Annotated in this window: 16 protein-coding genes and 2 riboswitches; of the genes, 11 read left to right on the top strand and 5 right to left on the bottom strand. The window is 57.1% G+C overall.

Features of this window, described 5'->3' with window-relative positions; genetic code table 11:
- The first annotated feature begins 4 nt into the window (after positions 1-4).
- On the top strand, positions 5-961 hold the full coding sequence (locus AB4Y89_RS00470; protein ID WP_442298944.1) for a DMT family transporter: 957 nt from the start codon (positions 5-7) through the stop codon (positions 959-961).
- On the opposite strand, the gene AB4Y89_RS00465 is transcribed toward AB4Y89_RS00470, so the two are convergent.
- From AB4Y89_RS00465 to AB4Y89_RS00455, 3 genes are all read right to left on the bottom strand, one after another.
- The gene (locus AB4Y89_RS00465) at positions 915-2,444 is read right to left on the bottom strand and encodes an N-acyl-D-amino-acid deacylase family protein (protein ID WP_442298943.1); all 1,530 of its coding nucleotides are present in this window, start codon (positions 2,442-2,444) and stop codon (positions 915-917) included. The two genes, AB4Y89_RS00470 and AB4Y89_RS00465, sit on opposite strands and share 47 nt — an antisense overlap.
- 17 nt (positions 2,445-2,461) lie before the next feature.
- On the bottom strand, positions 2,462-3,793 hold the full coding sequence (locus AB4Y89_RS00460; RefSeq protein ID WP_442298942.1) for an aspartate aminotransferase family protein: 1,332 nt from the start codon (positions 3,791-3,793) through the stop codon (positions 2,462-2,464).
- Positions 3,794-3,890: 97 nt separating this feature from the next.
- Positions 3,891-7,118, bottom strand: a complete 3,228-nt coding sequence (locus AB4Y89_RS00455; RefSeq protein WP_442298941.1) for a carboxypeptidase regulatory-like domain-containing protein — start codon at positions 7,116-7,118, stop codon at positions 3,891-3,893.
- A gap of 297 nt (positions 7,119-7,415) precedes the next feature.
- Here AB4Y89_RS00455 and AB4Y89_RS00450 point away from each other — a divergent pair, with 297 nt between their 5' ends.
- Complete coding sequence (locus tag AB4Y89_RS00450; RefSeq protein ID WP_442298940.1) at positions 7,416-9,482, top strand: family 20 glycosylhydrolase; 2,067 nt, start codon at positions 7,416-7,418, stop codon at positions 9,480-9,482.
- Positions 9,483-9,518: 36 nt separating this feature from the next.
- Here AB4Y89_RS00450 and AB4Y89_RS00445 read toward each other — a convergent pair whose 3' ends face one another.
- A complete protein-coding gene (locus AB4Y89_RS00445; RefSeq protein WP_442298939.1) occupies positions 9,519-10,730 on the bottom strand; it encodes a family 10 glycosylhydrolase in 1,212 nt (403 codons plus the stop codon).
- A 102-nt stretch (positions 10,731-10,832) separates the two neighbouring features.
- Positions 10,833-11,672, bottom strand: coding sequence for an amidohydrolase family protein (locus AB4Y89_RS00440; protein WP_442298938.1), 840 nt, complete (start codon positions 11,670-11,672; stop codon positions 10,833-10,835).
- Positions 11,673-11,830: 158 nt separating this feature from the next.
- Here AB4Y89_RS00440 and AB4Y89_RS00435 point away from each other — a divergent pair, with 158 nt between their 5' ends.
- From AB4Y89_RS00435 to AB4Y89_RS00395, 9 genes are all read left to right on the top strand, one after another.
- A complete protein-coding gene (locus tag AB4Y89_RS00435) occupies positions 11,831-13,438 on the top strand; it encodes an N-acyl-D-amino-acid deacylase family protein (protein WP_442298937.1) in 1,608 nt (535 codons plus the stop codon).
- On the top strand, positions 13,425-14,225 hold the full coding sequence (locus AB4Y89_RS00430; protein ID WP_442298936.1) for an IclR family transcriptional regulator: 801 nt from the start codon (positions 13,425-13,427) through the stop codon (positions 14,223-14,225). Before AB4Y89_RS00435 ends, AB4Y89_RS00430 begins: the two co-directional genes overlap by 14 nt.
- Positions 14,206-15,300 (top strand): alanine racemase, encoded by a 1,095-nt coding sequence (locus tag AB4Y89_RS00425; RefSeq protein ID WP_442298935.1) that lies wholly within the window; start codon positions 14,206-14,208, stop codon positions 15,298-15,300. Before AB4Y89_RS00430 ends, AB4Y89_RS00425 begins: the two co-directional genes overlap by 20 nt.
- Positions 15,301-15,324: 24 nt before the next feature.
- A complete protein-coding gene (locus AB4Y89_RS00420) occupies positions 15,325-16,290 on the top strand; it encodes a 3-hydroxyacyl-CoA dehydrogenase family protein (protein ID WP_442298934.1) in 966 nt (321 codons plus the stop codon).
- 5 nt (positions 16,291-16,295) lie between these two features.
- Positions 16,296-18,020 carry a sodium:solute symporter family transporter gene (locus AB4Y89_RS00415; protein WP_442298933.1) on the top strand — a complete coding sequence of 575 codons (1,725 nt, stop codon included), beginning with the start codon at positions 16,296-16,298 and terminating at the stop codon, positions 18,018-18,020.
- 260 nt (positions 18,021-18,280) lie between these two features.
- A riboswitch (cobalamin riboswitch) is annotated at positions 18,281-18,469 on the top strand.
- Positions 18,470-18,727: 258 nt separating this feature from the next.
- Positions 18,728-18,896, top strand: a riboswitch (cobalamin riboswitch).
- Positions 18,897-19,018: 122 nt separating this feature from the next.
- Complete coding sequence (cobU, locus tag AB4Y89_RS00410; protein WP_442298932.1) at positions 19,019-19,582, top strand: bifunctional adenosylcobinamide kinase/adenosylcobinamide-phosphate guanylyltransferase; 564 nt, start codon at positions 19,019-19,021, stop codon at positions 19,580-19,582.
- Complete coding sequence (locus tag AB4Y89_RS00405) at positions 19,579-20,967, top strand: cobyrinate a,c-diamide synthase (RefSeq protein WP_442298931.1); 1,389 nt, start codon at positions 19,579-19,581, stop codon at positions 20,965-20,967. Before cobU ends, AB4Y89_RS00405 begins: the two co-directional genes overlap by 4 nt.
- A complete protein-coding gene (locus AB4Y89_RS00400; protein ID WP_442298930.1) occupies positions 20,964-21,821 on the top strand; it encodes an ABC transporter substrate-binding protein in 858 nt (285 codons plus the stop codon). The genes AB4Y89_RS00405 and AB4Y89_RS00400 overlap by 4 nt, the downstream gene beginning before the upstream one ends.
- A gap of 155 nt (positions 21,822-21,976) precedes the next feature.
- The gene (locus AB4Y89_RS00395; protein ID WP_442298929.1) at positions 21,977-24,445 is read left to right on the top strand and encodes a TonB-dependent receptor; all 2,469 of its coding nucleotides are present in this window, start codon (positions 21,977-21,979) and stop codon (positions 24,443-24,445) included.

Here is a 24,445-nt window from a genome sequence, read left to right as displayed (position 1 = left end):
GACCATGACGACCGCCTCTTCCCAGCCAAAGCTTGTCTCGTGGATTCTGCTGTTCATCTGCAACCTGATGTGGTCGCTGCAGTTTACCTGCATCAAACTGGTTCAGGATCAGGTAGGCCCGCTCTTCACCGTGTGGTTCCCAACCATCTGCTCGCTGCTGGTGCTTTATCCGTTCGTCCGCCTCGAACGCCGACAGAACGTCTCTCCCGCCACGGACAGATCCGGCAAACGACCCAACCTCGTCCTGATCTACCTGCTATTGGGAATCTGCGGTGTGGTACCCGCGCAGATCTTCATGACCTGGGGAACGCGGCTCTCGCTAGCAAGCAACGCCGCGCTCATCACACTTACACTTCCCATCACCACCGCAATCTTCGCTGTTCTCTTCCTCAAGGAACGCATGAACCGCGCACGCTGGCTCAGCTTTCTTCTTGCCATTGCCGGGGTTTTGCTCTGTTCCGGAGTCGATCTACATGGCGCGCAACTGGACCGCCATCAGCTCACCGGGAATCTGCTGATCTTCGGCGCGATTCTTGGAAGCTCGTTTTACAACTCATACGGCAAGCGTGCGCTGGAATGGCATGCTCCGCTCGAGATGCTCTTCTGGACCTACATTGTTCTCGCAATCCTGATGTCACCGTTCGTCCTCATCAGCGAGCGCAGCAGCCTGCGGGCGGTTCCGCACTTTTCCGCGTCCACATGGCTCGGCCTTACTCTGCTGATGCTGTTCCACACGACGCTCTCGATGATTCTGTTCCTGAAGGCGCTGAAGTCCATTGATGCCATCCAGGCAGCACTCTCGAATTATCTGATCGCCTTTTTCGGCGTGCCGATCGCGGCAATCTCGCTGCATGAAAAGCTCAATCCGGGCGCGATTGCCGGTGGCGCTCTGGTGCTGCTCAGCACCATCCTGATTACGCTGCTTGACCGTCCGGTCCGAGAAGAAGTTCCGATCCCCTGATCACATAACGGATCCCGGCGGGCGGACGCTCGGGGTCTGTATAAGTGGCGCGGCTGCGGATAGTGGCGGGATCGAAGACCGTCACGTCAGCGACGGCTCCCGGCTGGAGCCTCCCACGACCGGTAAACCCGAAACGGTCTGCCGGTGCGCTGGTAATCTTTCGAATCGCTTCCGGCAGTTCCATCCATTGACGCTCTCGGCAAAGATTCCCGAGCAGTTCCGGGAAGGTCCCGTGCAAGCGCGGATGCGGCCGTCCCTTCACATAAAATCCGTCACTGATGATGATCGCCAGCGGATGCTTCAGATTCACACGCAGGTTCTCTTCGCTCTGATTGAACTCCAGCACATTCACCTGGCCTCGTTCTTCCAGCAACAGATCGAAGACGGCGTTAATCTCCGACTGATTCCGCAGCCTGGCCAGCTCCTCGAGCGTGCGCCCCACAGCCGAAGCGTTCTGGTCCGAGCCCACGGCGCTCACCAACAGCTCACTCCATGTGTTCGCCATCCCGCGGATCGTCTCCTCCGCAATGCGGCTTCTCGTCGCCGCATGCGACAACCGCGCGAGTAGTGCATCAAGCCCGCCATCCAGCGCCCATTGCGGCAGCAACTGCGTCATCACCGTGCTTCCCGCGATGTAGGGATAACAGTCGAAGGCGACATCGACACCCTGTACATGCGCCTCCTCCAGCATCTCCAGCGCACGGGCATTCAGACCGCGGTTTGCTACACCCACGGCCTGTAGATGCGAAATCTGCAGCCGGCAACCGCTTCGACGCGCCAGCTCCAGTTGTTCTTCGATCGCCTCCAGGAGATGGAAGCCGTAATCCCGCATGTGGGTGCAGTAGATCTTGCCTTCCTGGGCAACGACCTCACACAGGCGAACCAGTTCGTCTGATGGAGCACTCGAACCGGGAGCATACATCAGCCCGGTAGAGAAGCCGATCGCGCCTTGCTGCAAAGCATTCCGCAGACGGACCTCCATCTCCTGAATATGAGCTTCGGGCAGCGCGTCCATGCGGGCTCCCGCTACCGCGATCCGCAGACTGCCATGCCCTACCAACGAGCCTACCGTCGCGTTCCTCGCGAGGCGATGCGCGACATCCAGATAATCACGCGCGGAATCCCATCCCCACTCACCTTCACCACAGAAGATTCCGTTCGCGAAAGAACGTAGCTGCCGCGCATGGCTGCCCTGTGGGTACGCGGAGAAACCACAGTTCCCGACGACCTCAGCGGTCACTCCCTGCAGCAGTTTTTCTCTGCGGCTCTCCAGTATCTGCAGATCAGAGTGGCTGTGCCCGTCAATAAATCCGGGAGCAATGACATATCCGGAACAATCAAGCTCCCGGGCGCCGGGGAAAATAAGATGGTCTCCAATCGTAGAGATGCGACCGGAGACCATTGCAAGATCAGCCTTCCGTGCCGGCCCGCCGCTGCCGTCCAACAAAAGGCCATTACGCAGAATCAGGGTAGAGTCATCCATTGGTGCGTTAGGCCTACCTATACCACACAGTGAACGGCGGCCATGGCTTTCTCCATCGCGCCCAGTGTCTCATCCACATCCGCCACAGTGTGCGCCAATGACAACGAGCACTGCTTGACCGGAAGCTGGAAGAAGTAGACACCATGGCCAAGCAGCTCTCTCCTCAGTCGCGCATCCAGATCGAAATCATGATTCGCCGCAAGGTCGTGCCAATCCCCTGGGGCGTGATCCATGAAGTAGTGGCAGAACGCGGATCCCTGACGAGTCACAACCGTCGTTCCACCTGCCTTCGCGAAGATGCGATGCAGGCCCTCCTGCATCCTGCTTCCCATGGCTTCCAGATGACGATATCCAGCCCCGTCATCCTGCATGAGGCGCTCGATGGTCGCAATCGCTGCAGCAGTCGGTACTGGATGTCCGTTGTACGTTCCAGCCAAGAGCACGCGCCGTGCGGGATCGCTGTCGATAAACAGATCCATCAGCTCACGCTTTCCGCCCACGACGGCAATCGGGAAACCGTTTGCAATCGCCTTACCGTAGACGACCAGGTCCGGAATGACGCCACTGATGGAGGAGTAGCCGCCGATCGCATGACGGAAGCCTGTCTTCACCTCGTCAAAGATCAAGACAAAACCATAGCGGTCTGCCAGCGAGCGCAGCCCTTCCAGATAGCCGGGCTTCGGATGAACGACTCCGATATTCTGCAGAATCGGCTCAACGATCACCGCGGCAATGGGATAACGCTGGCAGAGCGTTTCCACTGCCGCCAGATCGTTGAAGTTCACAGCGTGGACCAAGGAACGGTGCTCTTCCGGGATACCTGCACTGATCGGAATCACTGGGTACTCATCGCCATCCCGCCGTTCCCCTACCTGGTTCAACGGCGTCATGAGGTTATAAGCAACATCATTGTGCCAGCCGTGATAGCCGCCCTGGGGTTTGATGACATGCGATCTGCCTGTAGCGGCGCGTGCCAGGCGGATTGCCTGGTAGGTCGCTTCGCTTCCCGTATTCAGGACCTGTATCCGCTCCAGAAAAGGAACTGCGGTACAGATCAGCTCTGCCAGCTGCCCTTCGAGTTCCGTCGTGCCTGAGCCGAAGAGACTCTTCTTCTCGTCCATGACACGGCGAACCGCATCATGCACATACTCATCGCCATGTCCAAGAATGTATGGTCCAAAGGCTGCATGGTAATCCAGATACCGATTGCCATCGACATCCCAGAGATATGCGCCTTCCGCGCGCTGGAAGACGATTGGAGGATTGACTGCGCGATTGGTGGAAACAACACCACCCGGAATATACCGGGAGTTCTTTTTCAGAATCTCTTCCGACTTCGAATATGCCATCGTTGGGTTCCTGCGTCGACCAGGTTGGTCGACTGAAAATTTTGGGCGCCCAGAGCAGGTGAAATGGCCCGTTTTCCGGGCGCCGCAAATGTGAGCGTTAGTAGGTAATCTTTGCGCCGATCTGAACCTGACGGCTGGTCAGGTTGCCGTTGGTGCCGGTAATCGTACCCACGGTGGAAGCGACCGAGATATTGCTTGCCGGTGTGCCGAAAATCGGATGGTTGAAGACATTGAACGCATCCATCTGCAGGCTGAGGTTGAACCGTCCCTCCAGATGAGTCTGCTTCCGCACGCTGAAGTCGACCGTGTTCTCCTTGGGTCCGATCAAACTGTTACGCCGTGCGTTGCCGAAGGTGAAGCTGGAAGGCACCTTGAAGGCTGATGGATTGAACCAGCGACCCAGCGTATGGCCTCCAGCATAAGGATCGGCACCCGGCACAACATCCGCACGTGTCGCATACCAGCCGACCGTGGTCGAAGTGAAGGTCGGCGTGAACGGGGCTCCGGAGCGGAACTCGGATGTACCGGCCAGAGACCATCCCGAGATGAGGCCACCTGCAAATCCCTGTGCCTTGAATGGCAGATCGTAGGTCGCGTTGAGGAAGAAGTTATGTGCGCGAATGCCGTCAGCCAGGCCTTTATCTCCTGCAGGGTTGTACGGGTTCTGCGGGCTACCGACAATCGGCACATTGTCGAGCGACTTATTCCAGGTGTAGCTGCTCTGCACGAATAGTCCGTGACCGGTACGCTTGGTCACCTCGATCTGCATCTGGTTTGTGAAGGCTCCGCCCTTTGTCACTAGACCGAGAATATCGCTCCAGGGCTGGTACGGACGGATCGACTGCAGTGTCGTGGCCGCGCGCTGAACGGCAGGCAGGTTCTTGTTATACAGGTACCACGGTGCCTGCGTTGCTTTGTTGCCGACATACGAGATACGGAACCCGACCATACCCGGCAGCTGCTGTTCGACCGTCAGCGACCACTGCTGCGCCCGTGTGCTCTTCGCATCACGATCGACCGAGTAAATAGAGGGATTTGCCGTAACCGTTCCACTTCCTGGGAATGGATTCGCTAAGGTCAGGGTCGGCGTGCTGGAACTGCTCGCGGTGTACGACTGCGTCAGCGTGAATGGGAAGTTCAACTGTGCGAGCTGCCGGATTCCGATGTAGAACGGGATGAAGTTGTAGTAGATACCATAACCGCCACGGATCACAGTCTTGTCGCCGCTGAAGGGACGATAGGCGAATCCGAACCGAGGACCGAAGTTCTTCTTATCGGTAGTAAGAACGCTGCTTCCCCATCCGTTATCCTCTGAGCTTGCATAGCTTCCGGGATACAGGGACAGAGTGGTCTGGTTGGTATCTACCGGGTATTTGCCGCCAACCGTACGAATCACGAACTTACCGTTGGTGAAGTCGAAGTTTGTGAAGTCTCCATGAGCTTCGGTGGGCGTGGACTGCATGCTATAGCGAAGACCGAAATTGAGCACCAGGTTACGCGTAATGTTCCAGTCGTCCTGACCATAGAAACCGTACTGCTGGTACTTCGCGTAGATCGGGATCTGTGGTGCTGAACGTACGGTGTTGTAGGTATCACCCAGGAGAAAGTCCGCAAAGGCATTTCCGGTATAGCGCCCGTCGAAGTTGAAGGTACCCAGAACATTGGAATTGGTACCGCTCTTGATTGCGATAGCGTTCAGGTTTACGTTCGCGCCCGTCTTGAAGGTATGGCGGCCGTGAACCCATGTGAAATTGTCGGTCAACTGCTGTGTCGTCTCAGGCGAATGTCCGCTACCACCGTAGTCCCCTAATGCGGTGAAACCGGTCATATTGATCGTCGGCAAACCACCGACGGTAATCGGACCGTAAAGCGTAGGGAACAGTGCACGAGGATCAAAGCTGGTGTTCTGGCCGACGCGCACGCTACGGTGACTCAAATATCCATACCGCAGTTCGTTGAACATGTTGTTGGTCAGCGTCATGTTATCGCGCACAAACGCAGACTGCGTGGTGTAACCGGCGTTGTTGAAGTTGCCATATCCTGGCGGTGTACCCAGGGCAACGAAGTACGGATCTCCCACGGAGTAGGTTCCTCCGGCCGTCAAGGTATGGACCGCATTCAACCGATGATCCAGCTTCAACGTGTAGCGCTGTACGTTATAACGGGTTCCCACTGAGTCGACACGATTATTACCGACTCCACCTGTTCCCGTGCCTGCCTGATTTGCACGGGGGTAGTATGTCAACAGAGCTTGCGCGCGAGGATCGATCGACGAGATCTTATTGCCGGCGAAAGGAAGACCGGTCGTGGGATCCTTGATCGTGCCCACGGCGCTGAAATCGCCGCTACGCATCGCGTCGGTAGCAACCGAATAGGTGTACGCTCTTCCGCTACGCTGAATCAGATACTCTGCACTGCCGAAGAAGAACGTCTTGTCTTTCCAGATAGGTCCACCGATGGTTCCGCCGAACTCATTGCGGTTCAATTGCGGCTTCACCGTGGTACCTGCGCGGGCAAAATAGTCGCGGGCTGCATAAGCGCGGTTACGGTTCAGCTCGTACAGCTCTCCGTGAAATGCATTGGTGCCAGACTTCGTCATAATCGAGATACTGGACGACCCCTCGAACTCGGCCTTCGCCAGGTTGCTCTCGATCTTCATCTCCTGAACAACCTCCGTGGAAGGCATGGAAGACAGGTTCGTTGCGTAGGAATATGCCCCGGCGCCGTTCCCCAGATCGTTGAAGTTGCCGCCGTCCACCGTGTAGTAGGAGCCACCCCAGCGCAGGCTACCCGAAAGATTCGGAGAGGAAGCGCTGTCGGAGGTCATGCCGGCCGTAAAGATAATCAGACGATCGATCGTTCTTCCATTCAAAGGAAGCCGTTCCGCGGCCTTAACGTCGATGATGGATGAGATCGAGGAGCTTTCGGTCGAGATCACTCCCGCGGTAGCCTCAACCTCCACCTTCTCTGAGGTATCGCCCACTTTGAGTTGAATGTCGTTGCGAAGCGTCGCGTTCAGAAGAAGCTGGGTATGTGCGATAGAGATCTGCTGAAAGCCCGCCGCGCTTACGTCGACGCGGTAGTCGTCTGGATCCAGGTTGGGAATGCGATAGCTGCCATCACTCGCCGTCATGGCAGTCACACTCTGATTCGTTTTCGTATCGAAGGCGATTACTTTTGCGCCGGCAACGGCGGCTCCCGAACTATCGGTCACCGTTCCCACGAGCGTCCCGGTTACCGTCTGCGCGAGCGCATCTCGGCTACAGAACGAAGTTCCCACGACGGGCAAACAGACTAGTAAGCTGGCAAGCAAAACACGTTTCATAAGACATCCCCTCTTTTATTTGGTAAAGCGAGACGTAAGGCCGTGCCCCATGGAGCTTCGCTGCTATCTGGCAGAGATCGGCTATCGGGGACATGTAATGCTGGAGCAGAATCGATAAGCCAATCTCGCGCATTCCGTCGTCAATGCAAAAGCAAAAGTGGCGCCATCAAGCCCGTTCGTCCAACCGCATGGACAGCCCGCTTGGCATGGCCGGTAATCCCCCGACGGCCCACCAGTATCGAACAGAGATCCGTAATATGCTTCAAAGCATCTTCTGATCTCTAAAGGATTGTTTTCATGGCAATTCGGCGAACCCACTGGAGCCTTTGTCTTTCCCTACCGCTGCTGGCATCCTCCTGCCTGGCTCAGCCGACTCATTCCCCGCTGCTCCCACGTCCCCAAAAGGTGAGTTATGCCAAAGGTTCATACGCCGCATGCAGTCTGAAGCTCCGCTCGGCGAATTACTCCCGTGAAGACGTCTTCACCCTCAAGACACTTGAGACCACCCTCAGGCAGCAATGCCAGGGACCAGGCACGGCATCCATCCCCGTCGTTTTGGAGGATGACGCTGCACAGAATTCCCTTCCGGGGCCCAGCGATGAGCAAACGCACACCGCCCGCGAAGGCTATCGCATTGTCGTCGATCGCGCAGGCGTCAAACTGCACGGCAACTCATCTGTCGGGCTCTATTACGCGGCGCAAACCTTCTCGCAACTCTTCGAGGGAGCTTCGTCCCATCGCACATTGCCCTTTGTCGACGTAACCGACGAGCCGGCACTTCCCTATCGGGGCTTCATGTATGACACCGCGCACGGAGGCGCGCCAACGGTAGCGGAGATCAAACGCCAGCTAGACCTGCTTGCGCAGTGGAAGGTGAATCAGTACTACCTCTACGTTGAGACCAATATTGATCTCAACGGCTACCCTCTGCTCCATCGGGAGTCGAACTACACTCGAACGAATATCCAGGATATCGTCGCCTACGCACGTGAGCGGCATATCGACGTCGTCCCATGTGTCGAGCTCTACGGTCACCTTCACGATCTCTTTCGGGAGGAAAAGTACTCCTCCCTCGCGGCACTTCCTCATGGTGGCGAAGCCAACCCTGCCGAGGCGAAAGTGCTTCGCATCCTCGAAGATTGGCTTCATCAATACGCTGAGCTCTTCCCCAGCCCATGGATCCATATCGGTTTCGATGAACCCTTCGAGCTTGGCCGCGCCGGCACTCGTGCCTCCAGCCAATCTCCGGATGAGCTGTGGCTTCATCTGCTGCAACGGATGGCAGAGCTCTCCGTACAGCAACACAAGCGTCCGCTCTTCTGGGCCGACATCGACGAAGGCGCATATATCTTCAACAAGTATCCTGGACTCGCAGCAAACCTTCCTAAGACCGCCATCGCCGTTCCGTGGTTCTATGACGCACGGCCGAGCTACGACGGCCTCCTCACACTCTTCGCGCAAAACCATGTGCCCATTCTGGTTGCAACCGGCATCTCAGATTGGGATACAGTAACGCCTGACTTCGACAGCACCTTTACGAACATTGACGGCTTCCTCGCCGCTGCCCGTGGCGCGCGAGCCTTCGGCATGGTCAATACGCAATGGTCTGACTCGGCACAGGCGCTGCACCGGCAAGCGGAAGCCGGCGTCGCCTACGGTGCCGCCGCTGCATGGCAGGCCCAACCGATAGCACGCGATCACTTCTTCGATGAGTACGCCCACGTCCGTTATGGTGAGAAACTTGCGATGCCGGTCTCCAAAGCATTGCAAAATCTGGCGAAGGCACAAACCCTCCTTCGAAGTGCCATTGGCCGTGAAACCAGCTTCCGCCTCTGGGACGATCCTTTTGAGCCTCATACTCTGGCGGATATTAAGACACACGCCAAAGAACTGGAAGAGAGCCGTCTCGCCGCTGAAACCGCACGGGAAACGCTACAGGCGGCAATTGGAGATACGCCAGTACTCGAACAGGGTGGTGAGTTGAGCGAGCTGCTCTTCGCCAGTCGCGTCCTCGACTTCGTAAGTATGAAGTTCCTTTATGCGATCGAGATTGAGAAGAACTTCCAGGCCCTCCCCGAGCACCCATCCACAGAGGACATCCAGTTCCTGCTGTCGCGCGAGACCGCCGCGCGCAACCACAGCCGTATTGGCGATCTGATGGACGAGTGCGGTGACCTCAAACTGCGCTACCGGGAGTTGTGGCTGCAACAATACAAACCCTATCGGCTGGCCACGGCAGAGGCCCGCTGGGATGCGGAGTTGGAATTCTGGCGGCATCTTCAGGCGTCCCTCTGGACACTTCGCCGCAACTTCAAAGAAGGCGGCCCTCGTCCCACGCTCGAAGACGTTCTCTCCAAGCGTTAAACGAGGGCTTCCGAGCTACGGATCGGCATCGATCTGTTAGGCGGGACGCTGGAACGGGCCTGCTTTGATTGCGCGCAGATCTTCGTCGCTGAACGCCTTGCCATGGAAGAGCGCCACACCGGCGGCGCCAAGTTCACGCGATGCCTCGATCTGACGGATCACCTCCTGCAGCGTGTTTTTTCCTTCGCTCCAGTTGATCGATATGCCCGCAACCACCTGGCACTCCCGGGAGATATCGTTCATCGTCACGCCGAGCTGCTCCCGGAAGCTTGCCGTGTCGGAGACGTACACCTGCGACGCGTAGTACCGCAGCCAGCCGGCCTGAGCCCAGCGTCCCCAGTCACGTCCACGCAAGCGGTCATGCCGCCAGTCCGGTCCGCCGTTGACCGATAGAACCAGCTTCGGGTGATTCTTTTTCAGCCCCTCCCGCAGTTCTGCCATGAAGGCGCTGGTGCCAATCGTCCTGAGATCTTCCGCTGGAGCAGTATCGAGATTCTCCGTTAGCTTTTTGCCCTGCATCTGCTGGAAGAGAGACTGACAAAGGTCGCATAGACAGTAGCCACGCTGGCGATATCCCGGCTCCTCGATATGCAGGCCATGCAGCTTTGGATAACGCTGCAATACGCTCTCCACCTGGTGTAACATCCACGCCCGCGCCTCGTAGTGCTGAGGACAGACGTTGTCGACGCTGGGATTCTCGACTTTACCGGTGGCCGGATTGGGAACGACCTCCTCGATTCTTTTCGCAGCCCATGTCAGGTTCCCACCAACGGCCGGATCAAACTCCGGAGAGTCTACTTGGCGGTAGTCGGTAAAGCTGTACCACATGTCGACATCGATCCCTTCCTTCGACGACTCTTCAATCAGCAGACCAAGCGAGTTCCAGGCTGCGGTCGGGTGCGTCTTCTGGTAAGCCGGATGGTCGAGGGCAGTCAGGTAACCGCTCACCGTCCATGGGAGAATCAGATTGAAGCCGGCGCGTGCATAGCGCTGCACTGTCTCCTGAACCTGCTGCCGTCCTGTCTTCTCGTCCGCGGCAAATGTCGTCTCCGGATGGATCCAGATCGCACGAATCTCCTTCGTCGGTCTCTCGGCCTTCGGGATCTGCAGATGCTTTACGAGATTGGGATCCTGGGGATTCGGTTTCCCGTTGTTCGCCTGTTGCCCCGGTGAGACAAGAGGAGAGGCGGCTACCGCGGCTGCAGGCAGGGTCTTAAGAAGCTGTCGTCGCGTGAAAGAAGTGGACATGCAGGCACTCTACCGGAAGCCACCCGACTTGCCTATTGGTTCATGCAACGGAGCTGCCCTCTGTTCAATAGGCTGAACAGAAGGCAGCTCCAATTCCAATGACTAACCGATTCCCAGGCACTTCAGGACATCACGCTCGATCAGCCCCTCAATCAATTCTTCCTTGATGCGCGGCAGGCCGGAATTCCCTGTGATGTGGTTCACGTTACGCAGAGCAGCGATGGTATCGGCTGGAGTCGTAAAGGGATAGTCAGATCCCAGAAGCAACTTATGCCCCGTTCCATACTCCTGAGCCAGCATCAGAGCGTTGTAGTACTGCCAGGGGCGGTAATACAGCGCCGAGATGTCCGCATAGACGTTTGGCTGCTTACGAATCAGCACCACCGCATCCTCAACCCAAGGATGCCCCATATGCGCGATCACCATCTTCAGGTCTGGATACTGCAACGCGACATCCTCTAGTTGGATGGGCAACGCATATTTCAGTGGAGCACGTCGGGGAAAGGTCGTGCCCTGGTGCACCAGGACAGGAATACCGTGTTTCTCGCAAAACGCGTATACGGGTTGCATCCGCTCATCCATCGGATGAAAGTTCTGGTAGATGGGCGCCAGCTTCAACCCTGCAAATCCATCCTGTTGGAATACCTTCTCCATCTCTTCCAGATAGTCGGGCTCATGTGGGTCCAGACACGCAAAGCCAATCAGCTTCTCCGGATACTTTTCGACGTAGGCACGAATGCGGTCATTTGGAACAACAAGGCCGAGATGACGGGAATGGAACCCGAAGACGATAGCGCGGTCAACCGGCCTCATCGCCTCCCAGTGCTCTTCTTCACTGATTTCAATCTGGACCGGCGCGCCCCGTGCGATGGATGCCTCGCGCACCATCTCCTCGCTCCAGTCTTCGGCGTTCCACAGATGCGTATGACAGTCAACCACCATGACAGACCTCCCCCCTCGTCGCTCTTCAGCCTATCGGTTCACCGTTTCTGTCGAAATGCCATATCAATCAGCCGTCCATATCCATGGACGACAGACCCACATGCTAGATACATCGCTCTCTCGGCGTTGCTATACTCTGGCCTCAAGCACTGACAATCATGCTATTTCTAGCCAATGCCACTATCGTGGACGGCACCGGGGCCGACCCCTATTCGGGCGGCCTGCTGCTGCGCGATGGACGGATCGAACAGATCTGTCCATCGCAACCCTCCGGCATTCCTTTTATCGACCTGCACGGGCTGGCAGTAGCACCTGGCTTCATCGACCTGCACAGCCATTCCGATCTCATGGTGCAGCAGAGCCCACGCGAAAAGATGGATCAGGGTGTGACGGCCGAGGTCGTTGGCAACTGTGGTTTTTCTCCCTACCCCTGCGGTCCGAACTGCGATCTCCTGGTCGAGCAGAATGCCGGGATTCTCTATGGCCGGAAGAGCTGGCCGCACGCTGCCAGCTATCTTCAGGAGACTCGCGCACACTCGCCTCTGGTACACATCGAGTCACTCGTCGGCCATGGGGCGCTGCGGACAGCTGTATACGGCGCAGACGCCGGTAAGCCCTCCCTCAACCGACTTTCCCAGATGGAGCGCCTGCTTGATGAGGCACTCCATCAAGGTGCTGTCGGACTATCCAGTGGGTTGATGTATTCCCCCGGATCTGAGGCTCCATTTGAGGAACTCGAAGCGCTATGCCGCATCGTTGCGCATCACGGCAAGCTTTACACCAGCCATATGCGCAGCTATTCATGGACGCTGCTGGAGGCAATTGAAGAGCAACTGGAACTGGCCCGCCGCACCGGCTGCCGGCTGCAACTCTCGCATCTACAGGCGGTCGGACGGGCGAACTGGCACAAGCAGACAATAGCGCTGCAACTGATTGAAGCTGCTCGCGCCGAGGGCATTGATGTTGCCTTCGACTGCTATCCCTATCTCGCTGGAAGCACGGTGATGACGCAGCTCCTTCCCCAGTCTGTCGTTGCCCAGGGAACACCGGCGCTCCTCGCGCTCCTGGCTTCTGACTCATCCCGCAGGGAGCTGATTGCCTATCTCGAAGACGAGACCGCGCAGGCGTGGAGCGACATCTACATCTCCTCACTGCATAGCACCGATAACCAGCGATTGGTCGGTCAAAGCCTGGCCGACATTGCGAATGAGCGCGATATCCCGGCTCCGGTGGCACTCCTGAACGTGCTGCTGGAAGAGGAGTGCCGGGTCAACATTCTGGCATTCAATCAGAGTGAACAGAATCTCCGGGAGATGCTGACACATCCACTCAGTTCCATCATTACCGACGGCTTCTACGTCTCCGGCAAGCCGCATCCCCGCCTGGCTGGAGCCTTCCCGCTCTTCCTTGGCGACTATGTCCGTGAGAAACAGTGGTTATCGCTGTCTGAAGCTGTCCGAAAGATCACCCATGCTCCCGCAGAGCGCTTAGGCCTCAGAGGGCGTGGGGCGGTCGTACCCGGCAACTTCTCCGACCTAGTCGTCTTTGATCCCGCAGAGATCGGCACCACAGCCAGCTATGAGCATCCGTCCCGTACTCCGCATGGAATTTCCCTGATTTTCAAAGGACAATTTATGCGCATCCCTCTGTCCAGCCTAATGGACAAGGGAGGTAAAATTGGCCAGGCTATCACGCTGGACCATGCTAAAGTTTGGCAAACGCCAGCAACATTTCCTTCGAGAGAGAGCGTCTATGAGTGGTGCTAATCGAACCCCCTCGGTTCCCTCCGTTGAGCGCGCGCTACACCTGCTTGAGATTCTCGCTCATTCCAAGAACGGCCTCACACTGTCACAGATGGTGGAGATGTCCGGACATCCCAAGAGTTCCCTTCACTGCCTGCTGCTCACGCTGGAACGCCTTGGATATCTAACTCGCAGCCCGCAGACAGGTCGCTATCTCTTCGGGCTGAAGCTCTTCGGTCTGGCAAACGCATCGCTCGCAGGTCTTCAGGTCCGCGAGCAGGCCGCTCCGTTCCTCGTCCAACTCATGACACAGACCAAGTTCACGGTACACATGGGAGTACTGGAACAGCACGAAGCCGTTCTTGTTGCAAAGTACAATCCGCCGGGAGGCGAATCACTCGCCACCTGGCGCGGTAAGCGAATGGAGCTTCACTGTACCGGCGTCGGCAAAGCTCTCGGAGCTTATCTCTCCGAAGAAGAGCTGGAAACCCTCTTCAAGTTCCGTAAGTTCCCCCGGCACAACGAGAACACCATTACATCTCTTCGCAAGCTGAAAGACGAATTCGCGAGCATTCGTCAAAAGATGTGCGCCATCGATGATGAAGAAGAGGAGCTTGGATGGCGTTGCATCGGTGCACCTATCTTCGATGAGACCGGCTCGGCTGTCGCCGCCGTCAGTATCTCCGGCAGTGTGCACCGTATCAACACGCAGAATATCAATCGGCTCGAGACACAGATCAAAGCCTGTGCTCTCAATATCTCCTACGCCCTCGGCTACCTGAAGGAGCAGGATGCATATAAGCGAGCTTGACACGCCCTCGGTACTGGTTGATCTCGATATCCTCGAGCGCAACTCGCAGCGCATGAGTGATTATGTACACTCCAAAGGCCTGGCACTCCGGCCACACATCAAGACACATAAGATACCCGCCATTGCCCTCGGAGAAATCGCCAAAGGAGCCATTGGCGTAACAGCGGCAAAGCCCGGAGAGGCGGTCGTCATGGCCGAAGGGGGCGTGCATGACATCTTCGTCGCCTATCCCATCGTCTCGCGTAAGAAGGCGGATACGCTGCTCTCGCTCTCGGATCGCGCCCGCCTCTCCGTCTCTGTCGACTCTCTGGAGGCCGCCCATGTACTGGCATCAGCTTCCAAAGATCGTGGCTATGACCTCCCCATCCTGGTAGAGATCGATGTCGGCTTCGGACGATGTGGCTTGCAAGATGATGCGTCTCTGGTCCAACTCGCTCACGAGATCGAGAGGCTATCCGGCGCGCACTTTGGCGGTCTGATGTTCTACCCGGGTCACATGATGGTACCCCTGGAACAACAGAATGAGTTACTGCCGAAGGTCAATGTCCGCGTCGAGAGCGCCTATGACGCGCTGTCTAAAGCGGGCTTTGAGATTCCCGTCGTCAGCGGTGGATCCACCCCTATGGCGTACCGTTCGCACGAGTTCTCTCACCTCACAGAGCTGCGCCCCGGCATGTACCTCCTGAACGATCGCAACCTGGTGACAGGCGGCTTCGCGACGCTGGATGACTGCGCGCTGACCGTACTGACAACCGTTGTCAGCAAAGCCGTGCACGACCGGGTGATTCTCGACGGTGGATCGAAGACCTTCTCGTCAGACCGGCTACTCACTGGAAACCATGTCGGGTTTGGCATCGTGTATGCCGACAAGGACGCTGTCTTCTACGCCATGTCCGAGGAGCACGGGCATCTCGACATTTCGGCCAGCAAGCGCCAATATTCCATTGGAGAGCGGTTGCGTATCGTACCCAATCACGTCTGCACCACCATCAACATGCACAACACCATTTACGGCATCCGCGGAGAGATGGTCGAGCAGATATGGACCGTCGTCGCACGCGGATGCGTGCAGTAAATCACTCGTCTTCCTGGGGTCGCTATGAAACCAAACCGTGTTGCGGTCGCAGGCCTTGGTCTGCTTGGCCGTGGAATTGCCGCATGTTTGCTGGCGCATGAGATTCCCGTCATCGCCTACACACCCGTCGCTGAAGAAGTCGAGATTGCGCGCAAGGCCATCGCAAAAGCCATCGACGAACTCATTGCACTGGCAGGCTTTCCATCACACCTAAGCGATACATGGCCGGCTCTATTCACAGTTGTCGATTCTCCCCTGCAACTGGGGGAGGCAGATTTCATCATCGAAAGCATCATTGAATCTCCGGAAGCGAAGGCCGCGCTCTATGACGCGCTGGAAACAGTCGCAGCGCCATCGACTCCGATCGCCAGCAACACCAGCGCCATCCCTATCTCGCTGTTGCAGCAGCACCGCAAACATCCTGAACGATTCGTTGGAATGCACTGGGCGGAACCGGCCCATGCCACGCGCTTTCTAGAGCTGATCCGCGGAGAGCACACCCACCAGGCAACTCTTGATGCGGCTTCGTCGTTGGCCCGACACCTCGGCAAAGATCCGTGTATCGTGCAGCGAGATCTTCCCGGCTTCATCGCCAACCGCCTCGGGTATGCCGTCTATCGCGAGGCATGCTATCTGCTCGAAACCGGCGTCGCCGATGCCGAGACCATCGACCGCTCCTTCCGGAACTCCTTCGGCCTCTGGGCAAGCGTCTGCGGCCCTTTCCGTTGGATCGACCTCACCGGCGGCCCTACACTCTATGCCCGTGCGATGGAACCCGTGCTTCCCACCCTTTCGAATGCAAGTGACGTTCCCACACCACTCGCCAGCCTTCGTGACCAAAATGCGACCGGCATTCGTGGCGGCGAGGGCTTCTTTCACTACACCGAAGCGCAGGCTCAAGCTTGGGAAGAGATCTATCGCCGTAACGTCTGGATCGTACGCAACGGCATCCAGGAAGCGCTTCTAGGCCGACAGGATGAGGTGCGCTGAGTCCCATGCCGGTGATCCGACTCTCGCTGTCTGACAACATCGTGATCATGGGTTACTTCCTGCTGGTAATCCTCATCGGGCTCTGGTTCCGCCGGCAACAACGCTCCGCCGAAGATTACTTCGCAGGCAATCACCAGATCCCATGGTGGCTGGCGGGAATCTCGCACTACATGTCGGGCTTTAGCGCGTTCACCTTTGTTGTCTACTCAGAGATCGCATTTCGCTATGGTCTCGTTGCCATTCTTCTCTTCTGGACCAGCGTCCCGGCCTGCATCCTCGGTGGCTGGTTGTTCGCGGCACGGTGGCGGCGGGCGCGGATTATCACGCCGGTGGAGTTCCTGGAACAACGCTGTAATCTCAAGGTCCGCCAGCTCTTTGCCTGGTCGGCGATTCCTGCCAAAGTCTTTGAAGACTCCTTGAAGATCTTCACGACTGCCCTGTTCCTTTCGGCAGGTATGGGTATCGGCATCGGCACAGCGGTCCAGTTGTGCGGAGCGATCGTCGTGCTCTATACGCTTCTCGGTGGTCTGCTTGCCCTGGTGGTGACGGACTACCTTCAGTTCCTGATGAAGGCGATGGCGATCCTTCTGCTCTTACCGCTCGCAATATGGAAGCTGGGCGGTGTACTCCCGACACTCTACGCTATTCCAGCGAACCTGTTGCACCCCACCAATGGTCCGTATGGCTGGGTTTACCTGATTAGCTATCTCGTCATCGTATGCATCAGCTACAACGGCAATTGGGCCTTTGCTCAGAAGTTCTACTCCGTTCCCGACGAGACCTCCGGCAAACGGGCGGCGTATCTCTCCGCTCTGCTCAACTTCATCGGAACGCCCATCATGCTGCTCCCTGCCATGATCGCGCGAAAGGTGCTTCCGCAGTTCGCCGCACCAAATCCGCCGCAGGATGTCTATGTCCATCTTGTCTTCGGCCTGCTTCCCGCGGGCATGATCGGCATCATCGTTGCGGCACTCTTCTCGGCCACCATGGCAACGGTCAGCGCCGACTTGAACGCCATGGCCGGCGTGCTTACGAAAGATGTTTATCAGCGCCTCCTTCGCCCTGCAGCCTCCGAAGACCGCCTCGTCACCATCGGCCGTCTGACGACTCTCTTTCTGGGGACATGCATCGTTGGTCTTGCCATATGGATTGGACAGACAAGACGGGAATCGCTCTTTCAGACCATGGTATCCGCATTTGGAGTCCTGCTGGCCCCAACGCTGTTGCCCCTACTCTCCGTCCTGCTCTTTCGTAAACTCTCCTCCTCCGGCGTGATCGCTGGTTTTTCAACCGGTCTTGTTTCTGGCATTGCAACCTACCTTGGAAAGTCCGCCTACCTGGGACAACATGCATCGCAGGAACTCGATCTCCGGCTTACCGGCTACTCCATTCTGATCAACGTCTTCATCACCTGCGCCGGCATGTATTTCGGCAGCAGGCTGCGTCCTGCCGATCCTGACGAAGAGGTAAGAACCGACCGTTTCTTCCACCTCCTACAGACACCGATCCCAGTGTTCAACACCGGTCGTGCCGACGATCACAATAGCCCCTCCGACATTGCGATCGGCCTGTCGACGCTGAGCCTGGGCATTCTGCTGATAACCTCCGGCTTCCTCGCCAACTCCAGAACAGCGCTATGGCTCGACGGCATCATCGGCATCTGCTTCCTCTTGTGGGGCGCACCCTCCACCTGGCGTTGGTATGCCGCGACCAGAAGCCAGGCACAGTAAGAACCATCGAAGATGCACAACCTACGATCCGTTTCTTTCAACCCCATCGATCCATTCGCGCTCGAGGTTTACTTTCTCGCTCCCTCTTCTTTTCCTTTTCTATGCTTCGTCAAGATCTGAGCGACATCAGCTTTCAACTCCTGCCAGAATTCGGGAGTCAAGGGAACGTCTTCTCCCCCAGCGAGTCAATGAGCTGGTTGCCCAGGAAATGACCATGCAGCAACTCGCTCGATTCCGCTCAGAAACCAGCCTGCATGGTACTGTTGAAAGTGATCCACGGTGCCCATCTAGGGCTTAAAAGGGAAGTCCGGTGAAAGACCGGCGCGGTCCCGCCACTGTAACAAAGATGAGCTGCCGAAACGACCACTCGAGATTCATCGGGGAAGGATGGCAGCGGATACGAAGTATCGTCTTTGAGCCAGGAGACCTGCCGAGGTTCAAGCTGCAATTTCTGCGGAGAACAGAACCTTGCGCCCGATATTCTGCATCACCAGCGACGACGCCCGTCATGCCCTGTTGAGCCGACGTGGCTTTTTATGCGGAATTACTGCCGCGGCCCTGGCGCCCAAAATTCCGTCCCAAGGGCTTCGGCTAGCTCCCGGGATTGCCCAGTCTTCGATCCAGAAAAGGTGGTGGTCTCGGCATGATACGGCCTAGCGCTCACTTCTGGCTCGTAATTTGCCCGATTGACCGCAGTTAGAAACGAAGATATAAATCGTCTATCTGGTGTTCGGGAAGGCGGTGTGAATCCGCCACTACCCCGTAACTGTAAGCGTTGAGGACGGGCACTTGAAGGTCACTCGGGTAAAACCGGGGAAGGCCGCCTTAGTCCAGCGAAGCGCAAGTCAGGAGACCGGCCAGATATTATCGGGCTGATTCAACTTCGCTGGGAGAGTTGAAGAGCTTATCCACGCGCGATCTAATTGCCGTGGCAGCTGCCTATTACCAATCCCGCTCGGTGTTCTTGCAGATTTATTTGCAGGTGCCAGGAGCGATGTATGCAGAACTCAGAAGCTGCTTCCGTGATTCTCGTGCTCGGCGGCGTACGCAGTGGGAAGAGCCGGTATGCCCAACAGCTCGCGGAACACAGGGAGCGCGTCGCGTTTGTCGCTACGGCCGAGCGCCGTGATGACCCGGAGATGACAGCCAAGATCGAGCGCCACCGCGCAGATCGGCCCTCGCACTGGATGACAATTGAGGAGCCACTCCAGCTTGCAGAGGCGATTCAACAATCGGGCAGGGACCATGAGATCGTCATCATCGACTGCCTGACTCTTTTCGCTTCAAACCTGATGGAATTTTGCGCTGGAGATCGCTCCAAGCAACAAATTTATATCGATCAGCTTTGTTCGGCGCTGCACAATGCTCCCTGCTCCGTCATCCTGGTTTCAAACGAAGTAGGCAGCGGTGTTGTGCCTGCTTATGAGCTGGGGCGGCAATTTCGGGACCTTGTCGGCGAGATTAATCAACGAGTCGCCTCGGTAGCCGACACGGTGTTGTTCATGGTCGCGGGCCTCCCACTTGCTCTCAAAGGCAGCATCCCACGCGAGGCCGGCGCATGAAGGGCTTCCTGATCGCCGGCACCGCCAGCGGTGTAGGCAAAACGACGGTCACGCTTGCACTTCTGTCGATCATGCGGCGACGGGAGATGACGGTTCAGCCATTCAAGGCCGGGCCGGACTTTCTCGATGCCGGCCATCACACCCGTATTGCCGGACGGGCTGCCAGAAATATCGATACCTGGATGCTCTCTATCGACGCGAATCAGGACGTCCTTCGCGAAGCCGCAATAGGCGCTCAGGCCCTCGTTGTTGAAGGCATGATGGGGTTGTTTGATGGCAAAGATGGGACACAACGCGGTAGCAGCGCCGAGATCGCAAAGCTCTTCGGGCTTCCTGTGGTCCTCGTGCTCGATGCAGCCAAAACGTCACACAGCATTGCCGCGACGGTGCTTGGTTTTGAGCTCTTTGATCCTGACCTTCGTCTGGCTGGTGTGATCCTCAATCGCGTCGCCAGTCAGCGCCACTTCGAGATGCTGCGGTCGTCCATCGCTTCGTCGTGCCGGACGGCGGTACTGGGATGGCTGCCGCAAGAACGCACCATCGCTATCCCGGAGAGACATCTCGGCCTCAGAACATCCGAAGAACACTACAGCGACGACTCTGCCGAAAAGCAGCTCGAACGATTAGCTTCTATTGCCGAACAACACCTCGACCTGGAAGCGCTGCTCTCACTCGAGTGCGGCTTCGACTTTAAACAACGCACTTCTGCCGCCGAAACCACACCGATCGCTAGCGTGCGTATTGGCGTAGCCAGAGACAAAGCGTTCAGCTTCTACTACGAAGACAACCTCGATCTTCTACGAGCCAGCGGTGCAGAAATTGTTCCCTTTAGTCCCCTTCACGATGCGGCTGTCCCGGAAGATCTCGACGGTTTGTATCTCGGCGGGGGGTACCCGGAGCTCTATGCAGAAGCATTGAGCGCTAATCAAACGATGCTGCAATCGATACGCAATTTCGCATCCTCCGGCAAGCCGGTCTATGCCGAGTGCGGAGGCATGATCTACCTGTCCCGCTCCATTGCAAAGGTGGATGGGACAGTCGCTACGTTTGCCGGTGTTCTTCCCTTCACCTTCGAAATGACAGGCAAACTCGTTCAATTCGGGTATGTCTCCGTAGAGCTCACGCGGGACTGCCTTCTTGGGCGGACCGGCACAACACTGCGGGGTCACAGTTTTCACTATTCACGAATTCTCGAAACCTCTGCCGCCGATACCTGTTACCAGGTTCAATATTCTCTCTCGAAGCGAGAGGAAGCAGAAGGCTACCTCGTCGGAAATGTTCTCGCCAGCTATATTCATCTCCACTTCCGCACGTCGTCACACGTGGCGAAGTACTTCGTCGAAGCAGCCTGCTCCGCGAGAGACCAAGATGGGATCACTCTATGAGACGAACATTCGCTATTCTCGCCCTGTTGATCGCGACTCTTCCTTGTGTGGCATCTCGTACCGTTACAGACGAGACGGGTCGTGTGGTTACAGTGCCCGACCATCCACATCGCATTATCTGCCTTGTCCCAAGCATCACCGATGCCGTTTTTGCCATTGGCGCGGGCAATGATGTCGTGGCAATCAGTGATTATGTGAAGTATCCCGAGGAAGCCACGAAGAAGCCGAGCGTGGGATCTATCAGCAACCCATCGGTAGAGGCTATCCTCTCTTTCCACCCAGACCTTGTCCTGGGTATGCCCCGTCAGAATCAACCTGCGATCCTCAATCAGCTACAGCGATTCGGCGTGCCTCTCTACATCGTCGATCCGCACGGCCTTCAGGGGATTCTTCGCTCAGTCGAAAGCCTCGGACAAGCGACGGCACATGAGGCTCAGGCTTTGGCCGTATCCCAGAGACTCAGGCAACGCATCGAGGCCGTCCGCATGAGGGTGAGGGGGCTCCCGGTCATTGATGTCTACATGCCCGTCTCCTATGACCCCGTCATCACTATCGGCAAGGGCGCGTTTATTACTGAGATTATCGAAGCAGCTGGTGGCCGCTCCATCACCTCCGACATCAACCAGGAATGGCCACACATCAGCATGGAGACCGTCATCGCCCGCGCTCCGGAAGCGCTTCTCATGATGCGGGGCGGCACCGTCACGCTCGACTCGCTGCAGACTCGCCCCGGATGGAACACCCTGCCTGCCGTCAAAAACCGTCGGGTCTACTACGTGGATAGGAGAGTAGACTTTCCCAGCCCCGTCGCCATCGATGCCCTGGAGGATCTGACAAAACAACTTCATCCTTAGGATCACTTGCCGTCAGGTTGCACAACACGCAAGATACCGCGGACAACACGACGAATACCTCACTGAAAGGTTTGATGAAACAGATGTTGGAATGCCGTACAAAATGCTGCAAGTCTCGAAAAGGAGCGCCTTCCGTAAAACGTGTTGCAGCTTCCTTGTGTCTTTCGCTCATCGCGTCTGCGGGCCTCTCTCAAATCGCTACCAGTCCAGCCTCCGCAGGCCAGCCCCTACACGATGCAACGCGCGACCGTGGCCTTGTGTACGGAACTGTTCGCGACCCGCTCGGCGCAGTTGTTCCTGGCGCTCTGGTCGAGCTTCTTTCCGACTCATCAGTAGTCTCGACAGACATCGCTGATGCTCACGGTATCTATAGCGTTCGGGTTCTGTCTAATGGACGCTTCCAACTGCGCACTTCGGCTGCCACATTCAGCGCTGCAACCACGGCAACAACATTTTTCAGCACCAATGTTTCCGTTATGGTGGATCTGATTGTTGCGACTCCCACCGATACGCAGCAGATCTCTGTTACAGCTTCAGGAGCGCCAACACCCCTCGCTCAGGTCGCCGCCTCGGTGGCAGTTCTGGACAGCGAATGGTTCAAGCACACACGCGACATTCAGGAACCATTACGCTATCTGCCCGGAGCGCAGATCACACAAACCGGACAAGCGGGTGGCACCAGCGGGCTCTATATCCGCGGAGGCAATACAAACGCCAATAAAGTGCTGATCGATGGCATCCCTGCGAATGACCTCGGTGGCTCGATTGAATTCGCAAACATCGCCAGCACAGGCATTGATCGCATCGAAGTGCTTCGTGAACCAAATAGCGCGCTCTATGGATCGGAAGCGCTTGCTGGGGTCGTCTCTCTTACGACACGCCGTGGATCCACTCCGCTTCCCCAACTTGAATATTCAATCGATGGCGGAAACTTCAACACCTGGCGACAGGAGGCCATACTCTCCGGGGCCGCCCACCGCTTCGACTACCTCTCCAGCTTCGCGCGCTTCGATACGGGTAACAGCGTCGCAGCCAGCGCGTTTCACAATGTTACCTTCGCCGAGAATCTAGGCTTCCAGGCAAACTCCACCACGGACCTCCGCTTCACGCTCCGCCACGTTTCCGCCGGCGGAGGCAAGCCAAACGCACTGGCTCTCTATGGTCTTCCCGACTCAGCGTATTCGACAGAGCACGATCTATTTCTCGGCGGCACACTCGAAAATCGAACGACGGAACGCTGGCACAACCTGGTTCGGTACGGAGGCCTTCGCCTGAACTACCTGTACAACAAACCATACCCCGCCGGCAATCCGGTAAAGAATGCGAGCGGTGTAATCACCAGTTATCTTGGAAATCCCGTAACAATTCGCGGAGCGAACGGCTATGTCGTCTCGGGTCAGGCAACGCTGAACTTTCCCGGAACCTATCCGAGTATCACGAACAATCTCAGCCAACGCGACTTCGTTTACGCACAATCGGACTACCGCCTGGATTCGATCTTCGGCCGCTCGACGCACACCCTATTATTCGCCGGATTCAAATATGAGAATGAGCGCGGAACCAGCGCTTCGACAGGTAGCCCTCTCGGCATCGCGAACCGCGACAACTATTCAACGATGCTTGAGGTGCAGGGCGACGCGGCAGGCCGCCTCTTCTATACCGTTGGTACCGGACTGGAGAATAATGCCGTCTACGGCTTTGCGGCAACACCACGGGCCTCGGCGGCATATTACCTCGTGCGCCCTTCTCATCAGGGATCGCTCGGTGGCACCAAGCTGCACACCAGCTTCTCCAAAGGCATCAAGGGACCTAGCATCTATATCCAGAATCATTCCCTATACGGACTGCTCGCCGCCAGCAACGCCGCATTGATCCCACGGTATGGGATCTCGCAAATAGGTCCAGAGCAGTCACGCAGTTATGACGGCGGAGTCGAGCAGGAGCTTGGAAGCGGACACGCCCGCCTCGGCCTAACCTATTTTCATAACGAATATAACAACGGTCTTGAGTTCGTCTCCCAGGCAAACCTCGTGGCCAATGGTTTCTCAGGAGCGTCAGATCAGGCTTTCTCCGGCGGCGCTTATGTGAACAGTCTTGCTTATCGGGCACAGGGACTGGAAATCGAACTTGAGGTAAAACTCAGCAAATCCCTCTTCGCCCGCGGCGGTTACACGTTGCTCGACGCAAAGGTTCAGAACTCATTTGCCTCATCCGCACTCAAGCCCACGATTAACCCGCTCTTTCCGGGAATCCTCATCGGCAGCTCTGGGCCGCTCAAGAACAACCGTCCGTTCCGTCGCGCGAGAAATACAGGCTACTTCGGTCTGCAATACACTCGTTCACGTTGGAACGCCCAGTTAAGCGGAACTATGGTTGGACTGAGGGATGATAGCGACTTCCTCTCGGGCCCCATGCTGCTGCCCAACCAGAACCTCCTCGGTGCATACCAGCGGCTGGAGATGACTGCCGAGTACAGGGTCGCCCATCATGTGACCGCCTACGCCGAGGTACAGAACCTTCTCAATGAACACTACAACGAGGCGTTTGGATATCCTGCCCTCCCGTTCAACTTTCGCTCTGGAATACACATCACGTTCGGAGGCGAATCCTGGAAGCTAAGGTAG

It is taken from the genome of Terriglobus sp. 2YAB30_2 (assembly GCF_052114765.1).
In the GTDB taxonomy this organism is placed as follows: domain Bacteria; phylum Acidobacteriota; class Terriglobia; order Terriglobales; family Acidobacteriaceae; genus Terriglobus.
This window is presented reverse-complemented; position numbering and strand designations above follow the sequence as displayed.

What these genes read in the sequence shown, in the direction of transcription:
- AB4Y89_RS00470 (WP_442298944.1), top strand. Translation starts at nt 5, where the DNA reads ATGACGACCGCCTCTTCCCAGCCAAAGCTTGTCTCGTGGATTCTGCTG.
- AB4Y89_RS00465 (WP_442298943.1), bottom strand. Translation starts at nt 2,444, where the DNA reads ATGGATGACTCTACCCTGATTCTGCGTAATGGCCTTTTGTTGGACGGC.
- AB4Y89_RS00460 (WP_442298942.1), bottom strand. Translation starts at nt 3,793, where the DNA reads ATGGCATATTCGAAGTCGGAAGAGATTCTGAAAAAGAACTCCCGGTAT.
- AB4Y89_RS00455 (WP_442298941.1), bottom strand. Translation starts at nt 7,118, where the DNA reads ATGAAACGTGTTTTGCTTGCCAGCTTACTAGTCTGTTTGCCCGTCGTG.
- AB4Y89_RS00450 (WP_442298940.1), top strand. Translation starts at nt 7,416, where the DNA reads ATGGCAATTCGGCGAACCCACTGGAGCCTTTGTCTTTCCCTACCGCTG.
- AB4Y89_RS00445 (WP_442298939.1), bottom strand. Translation starts at nt 10,730, where the DNA reads ATGTCCACTTCTTTCACGCGACGACAGCTTCTTAAGACCCTGCCTGCA.
- AB4Y89_RS00440 (WP_442298938.1), bottom strand. Translation starts at nt 11,672, where the DNA reads ATGGTGGTTGACTGTCATACGCATCTGTGGAACGCCGAAGACTGGAGC.
- AB4Y89_RS00435 (WP_442298937.1), top strand. Translation starts at nt 11,831, where the DNA reads ATGCTATTTCTAGCCAATGCCACTATCGTGGACGGCACCGGGGCCGAC.
- AB4Y89_RS00430 (WP_442298936.1), top strand. Translation starts at nt 13,425, where the DNA reads ATGAGTGGTGCTAATCGAACCCCCTCGGTTCCCTCCGTTGAGCGCGCG.
- AB4Y89_RS00425 (WP_442298935.1), top strand. Translation starts at nt 14,206, where the DNA reads ATGCATATAAGCGAGCTTGACACGCCCTCGGTACTGGTTGATCTCGAT.
- AB4Y89_RS00420 (WP_442298934.1), top strand. Translation starts at nt 15,325, where the DNA reads ATGAAACCAAACCGTGTTGCGGTCGCAGGCCTTGGTCTGCTTGGCCGT.
- AB4Y89_RS00415 (WP_442298933.1), top strand. Translation starts at nt 16,296, where the DNA reads ATGCCGGTGATCCGACTCTCGCTGTCTGACAACATCGTGATCATGGGT.
- cobU (WP_442298932.1), top strand. Translation starts at nt 19,019, where the DNA reads ATGCAGAACTCAGAAGCTGCTTCCGTGATTCTCGTGCTCGGCGGCGTA.
- AB4Y89_RS00405 (WP_442298931.1), top strand. Translation starts at nt 19,579, where the DNA reads ATGAAGGGCTTCCTGATCGCCGGCACCGCCAGCGGTGTAGGCAAAACG.
- AB4Y89_RS00400 (WP_442298930.1), top strand. Translation starts at nt 20,964, where the DNA reads ATGAGACGAACATTCGCTATTCTCGCCCTGTTGATCGCGACTCTTCCT.